The organism is Okeania sp. (assembly GCF_983059655.1).
Map to the genome: position 1 here is coordinate 1 of NZ_CEZPJD010000561.1, position 5296 is coordinate 5296.

At 35.4% G+C, this 5296-nt stretch carries 3 protein-coding genes; 2 read left to right on the forward strand and 1 reads right to left on the reverse strand.

All coding sequences use genetic code 11. The annotated features are described in order from the left end of the window. The coding region (locus AC3DU7_RS24110; protein ID WP_488041837.1) for a pentapeptide repeat-containing protein at positions 1-2220 on the forward strand (2220 nt) is incomplete at its 5' end. A gap of 309 nt (positions 2221-2529) precedes the next feature. Further along, on the forward strand, positions 2530-3390 hold the full coding sequence (hypB, locus tag AC3DU7_RS24115; protein WP_488041838.1) for a hydrogenase nickel incorporation protein HypB: 861 nt from the start codon (positions 2530-2532) through the stop codon (positions 3388-3390). Here hypB and AC3DU7_RS24120 read toward each other — a convergent pair. Beyond that, the gene (locus AC3DU7_RS24120; protein WP_488041839.1) at positions 3385-4605 is read right to left on the reverse strand and encodes an RNA-guided endonuclease InsQ/TnpB family protein; all 1221 of its coding nucleotides are present in this window, start codon (positions 4603-4605) and stop codon (positions 3385-3387) included. The two genes, hypB and AC3DU7_RS24120, sit on opposite strands and share 6 nt — an antisense overlap. Positions 4606-5296 lie beyond the last annotated feature (691 nt).

Genomic DNA, 5296 nt, shown 5'->3' on the forward strand with positions numbered 1-5296 from the left:
AAATATTATGCAATGAAAGCTAGTGAATTACTGAGGCGATATAGAGAAGGTGAAAGAAATTTCCAAGGGGTAAAGCTCAAAGGTGAATCTCTGAGAGAACAAAACCTTTCGGGGGCAGATTTTAGTCGTGCGGATATTAGAGGAGCAGATTTTACTAAAGCTACTCTTAAAGGTGCAAAGTTTTGTAGGGTTAAAACTGGATTGCAAAATTATTGGATAACTTTATTGCTTGTTGTGACATGGTTTCTCTCCGCACTACTAGGATTTATTACAACTATAACTTGCCTCTACACAACAAGTATTTTAATCCCTAAAAATACTCAAATTTTAATTTTAGTTCCTGGATTAGTTATCCTGGTTGTTTTATCAATTTTCTTTGTTGCTACTATTCGTAAAAGTCTAAGGTTTGATTCTCGCAACGTATTCCAGTCTTTGTATGGAGCTATTTCCGTAACTTTATCCACCTACGGAGCTGTTGCTGCAGCTACATCTTTAGCTACGATTGTAATTGCAACACTACTCAACTTCATTTTTGTTAACAGCAATCAACTTATAGGTGTGTCTGTTGCAACTACTCTGACAGCTGCTTTTATTTCTGCTTATGCTGTGGGGCTAACTTTGGCAGTGGCTGGAGTAATCTCTATCTCTTGTGATTTATCAGGCGTAATAGCTGTAGCATTTGCTATTTTGGGAGGAGTCGTCGCAGCAAAATCTGAATTTATAGACAGGGTAGGTTTTGGAACTATAGGTATAACAGTTAATATTATAGCGTCTGTAATGGGAGGAAATGCCGGCTGGAAGGCTTTAAAGGAAGATGAAACCTGGTCAGCAACTCGGTCTGTAATCATTTTTATAGCTTGTTTATTTGGTACTAAATTTGAGAAGGCTAACCTAGAAGATACAAATTTCGAGGAAGCAATACTTAAAAATACAAATTTTAATGAAGCTAAACTTATAAGAGTTTACCTGCATGGTGTTAAAAAAATTGAGTTATCCCGTATTGAAGGCTCTTATCTTAAAAATCTGCGAGTACGGCAATTACTAATTAAAGGAGACGGGGAAAACCAAAACTTTGACTACCAAAACTTACGCGGTGTTAATTTACAAGGTGCAGACTTAGCTGATGCTAGCTTGATCGGTGCCGATCTGAACGAAGCAAACCTCCAGGATGCTGACTTATCAAGAGCCAAATTAGTACAAACCCAATTAGATGAAGCAAACCTAACAGGAGCAATACTCACCGGAGCGACTATAGAAGATTGGGGTATCACCAGCCATACAAAATTAGATGCTGTGAGATGTCGTTACGTTTTCATGCGCTTAACCAAAGAAGACGACCCCGACCCCGACCGTCGCCGTAAACCAGATAACTGGCAAGAAGAATTTAAGGATGGAGACTTTGCCGACTTTATTAAACCCATCGTTGATACCCTCGACCTTTACCACAACCAGGGGGTTGACCCCCGCGCTATTGCTATTGCACTGAAGCGGTTGGCTGAAAATCATCCAGATGAAGAGCTAGAAATAGTAGCGATGGAGAAAAGGGGACGAGAGAATCTTCTACTTCGTCTGGCAACTGCTCTTGGGGCTGACCTTTCTCAGTTAAATGGTGAATATTTCCAGATGTATAACGAAATAAAAGCTTTAGCTGAGATACAAAAGAAACTTTTAGCGGAACAAGATAATAGAATTTCTACTTTAGAGAATACAATACAAACATTTGTAGAAAATACCGTACAGACATTGCTACGGCGTCCTAGTTATTATATAGAAAATTATCAAAATAAAGGAGACACTTTTATGAAAGATGCCCCCAATAAATATACTAAAAATGAATTTAGTGGGAGTTTTACTGGAGGATTTATCAGCATTGACAAATCTCAAGGTAACCGAGTAGACGGACCAATTTATGCCAACCATGTAGGCGGAATAATTAATAATTATCCTGCCGAACAAAAGCAAAACTTAGCAGATGCAGCAGTAGAAATTCAACAACTTTTACAACAACTCGAACAAAATTATCCCAATGCAACAGAAATTGAAAAACAGAGTTTTTTAGCTGTAACTTTACAACAAGAAATCAAGCAAAATCCCACATTAAAAGCCAGACTAATTAACGCTTTAAGGGAAGGAGGAATCGAAGCATTGAAAGTATTATTTGGTCCTATTGGGATTCCTATTGAAATGGTCAAAGGTTGGATTGAGGCAGAAACTTCATAGTTTATCTAAAAAGTAGGTGGTGGCTACATCTTAATCCACCGAATGTTAATGGAAAACTTTGCTCAAATGACTTACAAATAACAAAATAAACATTAACTATATAGTAAAGTATTTCTACTGCCACTAAACTATAAATAATTTGAAAAAAGACAGTATTTTCTATCAAATATTTCTCAACTTTCCTCAGAAGAGCGACCCTTGCCAGGTAAATTCATTCATTACTATCAGCCCGCTGATGGCTGAATGATTACCTTATAATCAAAGGTCAAAAACTAAAAATTCAAGAAATAAAATAAAGGTACAAAAATCATGTGTGTAACTTGCGGTTGTTCCGGTAATAATGAAATTACTATTACTAATTCTCAAACAGGAAAAAAAATGACAGTAGATAAGCATCATTCCCATACTCATACTCTCCCAGATGGAACTATTGTTACTCATACTCATTCTGATGATCATATTCCTGAACATAATCATCAGGAAATGGCAGCAGTTCATGCCAAAATGCACGAAACAACTATTACTTTAGAACAGAAAATTTTACAGAAAAATGACCTAATAGCTGCCCAAAACCGAGGTTGGTTTAAAGGTCGAAATATTCTGGCATTAAACTTAGTTAGTTCTCCTGGATCTGGCAAAACTACTTTATTAGCTCGGACGATTAACGATTTAAAATCTGAGTTAACATTTAGTGTCATAGAAGGTGACCAAGAAACTATTAATGATGCAGAAAAAATTCGCCAAACTGGTTGTAAAGTTGTACAAATTAATACTGGTAAAGGCTGTCACCTGGAAGCTGGAATGGTAGAGAAAGGTTATACAGAATTAAACCCTCCTTTAAATTCAGTTTTAATGATTGAAAATGTGGGTAATTTAGTTTGCCCAGCTTTATTTGATTTGGGTGAAAATTCTAAAGTTGCGATTTTATCAGTAACTGAAGGAGAAGATAAACCAATAAAATATCCCTATATGTTTCGGGAAAGTCAGGTAATGATTCTGACGAAAATTGATTTATTACCTTATGTACAATTTGATGTTAATCGTTGTATTGAATATGCAAAACAGGTAAATCCTAATATTAAGATTTTCCAGGTTTCTGCCACAAGTGGGGAAGGTTTAAATGATTGGTATGGGTGGGTAAACTACCAGGCATCAAATCAAAGATTATGATGCTGGCTTTTTGTAGCCCTCCAGTATATCCCATATAGTTAGTTGTCTTGGTCTAAAATCAAGATTACTAACTTGACAAAATAACCAGGAGCCTCCAGGCTGGTTTACAGACAGCCCCAAAGCAGCTATATTTTTAGCACCATTATAGTCAGCATCACCTTCCCATCCACAATCATTGCAATGATAATTCTTACCATTCCTATATGATTTACCTTTTGTCGGATGAATATGCAAACATTTGTGGCAAGTTTGGGAAGTATAAGCCGGGTTAACTAATATTAGTCTTACTCCATTCAACACGCATTTATAAGTTAGAAACATCCGAAACTGATAAAATGCCCAATTATTAGACAATCTTCTTTCTTTCTTAGTTCTACGTTGTTGATTAGTTCTAGTTCTAATATTAGTTAAATCTTCAATAGCGATTGATGTCTTATTAATCGCTGCTTTCTTGACTAAATAAGTTGTAATTTCATGGTTAATATGTTTCTGAAAGCGTCGTTCTTTGCCTGATAACCGTTGCTGTAGTTGCCGACATCTACGCCGACTACTACGAGTGCCTTTCGATGCTTTTTGTTGTAGGACTGCTCTCATTTGAGAATAATGATTTCTTTTATTGGTGATTTTTTTACCCGACCATGAATCACCTTCGGAAGTTGTTGCAATATCTGTTCTACCCAAGTCAATACCAATTACTTTGTCTGTATCTATTGGGTCAGGTGCTATATTATTAATATTAATATTTATGTAATAGCTACCATCTTTCCTTTTAGTTAATACAGCAGATTTAGACTTACTACCCTTTAATATTCCACGTTGATAGTTCCCTATTAGTAATTCAATTTTAGTTCTTTTAGTTAGCAGCTTTACACTAACAATCCATGTTTTTGTATCTAGACTAAATGTTCTACTATCATAATCTACTGATGTTGGGCTAAAACTTAATTCCTTTTTAATATGATTAGTAATAGAAGTTTTTCTATTAGCACATACTCGTCTTATTGCATGAATTGTTGTTTGTGCTGATAACTGAAAGTTTTCTCGAACTGTATCATACATCAAAGATTGCATAGCTACATTATTTGTCAATTTTTTATCACTATTTTCGTGAATAAACTGACAAGCATTTGCATATTCTACCAGTGTTGCTTCTATCTTTTTTGCCAACTCTGGAGTAATCTTCAATTTGCAGGATATAGTCGTTATCTGTTTCATAACTCTATTATAGTTCAATTAGGTGAAATAATAACAATAAAACAGATATTAATATTATTTAGGACTTACGCAGATACGCTATATATAGCGCTCAATACTATTGTCCAACAGTTCTTTGATCTATAAATAGTGCCTTTGCGTAAGTCCTGATTATTTATAAATTCCTCCCGGCACTAAATTAAAAATTATAGTGCGGGACTCCTTTATTTACTGAGTTGAAAAATCAAATTCTTCTTTAAAAGAGGGAATGGGGAGTAGGGAGTAGGCAGTAGGGGGGAAAGAATTGACCTTATCAATTGCGATAATTGATTTTATAGCAGTCGAAACAAAGGTTAGGACATTTACAAAGGCTTAAACTCAGTGAGGGATTACTTTTAACTTTTGACTTTTGACTTTTGCCTTGCGCGGAGCGCTATATTTTTTATTATCGGAGATGTTTAGCGATAAAAAACTTTCTTATTCTATTCCTTCTTTATTTCCTCCTGACTCCTGACTCCTGACTCCTGACCAAAAAATCAGGTCTCAAGCCTCCCCTTGAAAGGGGATAAAAAAAATAAAATTCAATATTTCAATCCCAATACCTCAGGCAGAGGTACTGATAACTGATAACTGATAACTGATAACTGATAACTGAAATGACTCCTGAATTCTTTAATACTTCTATAAACCAGGCAAATAAACTACACGGAAA